The following is a 656-nucleotide window of genomic DNA, read 5'->3' as shown; positions in this document are numbered from 1 at the left end:
TACAAGGTCTCGCCGGAGTTATTAAGGCCTCTGCGTGACGTGAAGTAGGTCAACTACGTCGTGGAATGAACGCTTACGCTCGGTCACCCTTTCCGAACTGAGCCCCTTGGCGTTTGCCGGGTTTGCACACTTCACCGCCATGCAGGTGCGCGACAGCAAAATCAAAGGGCTAGATCTTCACCTGGAACGTCTACGAGAAGCTTCTCTAGCGTTTTTTGGAAGAGCGCTGCCCGATGAACAACTGCAGTCCCATATCAAAACAGCCGTTAATGAAGGGGCAAAAGATCTGTCATTGACCGTTACTGTCTTCTCACACCATGGCGAGTTCACTGCCAATAGCATGGATGTGGAACCTTCAGTACTTGCCCGTACAGGAGCGCCGTCCGATGGCCCAAAAGGCCCTCTAAGACTGAGTGCTGTGGCGCATGAGCGACCTCTGGCTACCATTAAGCATGTGGGTGAAGCCGGCAAGACCTACTATCTACATCAAGCCATACGCCAGGGCTTCGATGATGCGGCCTTTGTGGACAGCCGTGGACGCCTAAGCGAGGCGACAATATGGAATCTTGTCTTTTGGGAGTAAGCGTTCATTCCACGACGTTCTGCCACCCTGCTGAAAATCGCCCTACAGTAACCTCACACTTTCCAACACGAGG

General features: G+C 53.0%; 1 pseudogene. It reads left to right on the top strand.

The features are described 5' to 3' along the window. Nucleotides 1-91: 91 nt before the first annotated feature. Nucleotides 92-583: pseudogene (locus tag CWI66_RS17700) on the top strand (aminotransferase class IV); the annotation flags it as partial. Nucleotides 584-656 lie beyond the last annotated feature (73 nt).

Source organism: Halomonas sp. 141 (assembly GCF_002810305.1).
Taxonomy (GTDB): domain Bacteria; phylum Pseudomonadota; class Gammaproteobacteria; order Pseudomonadales; family Halomonadaceae; genus Vreelandella; species Vreelandella stevensii.
Note: the sequence above shows the minus strand (reverse complement) of the source record. Positions and strands in the feature narration are given on the sequence as shown.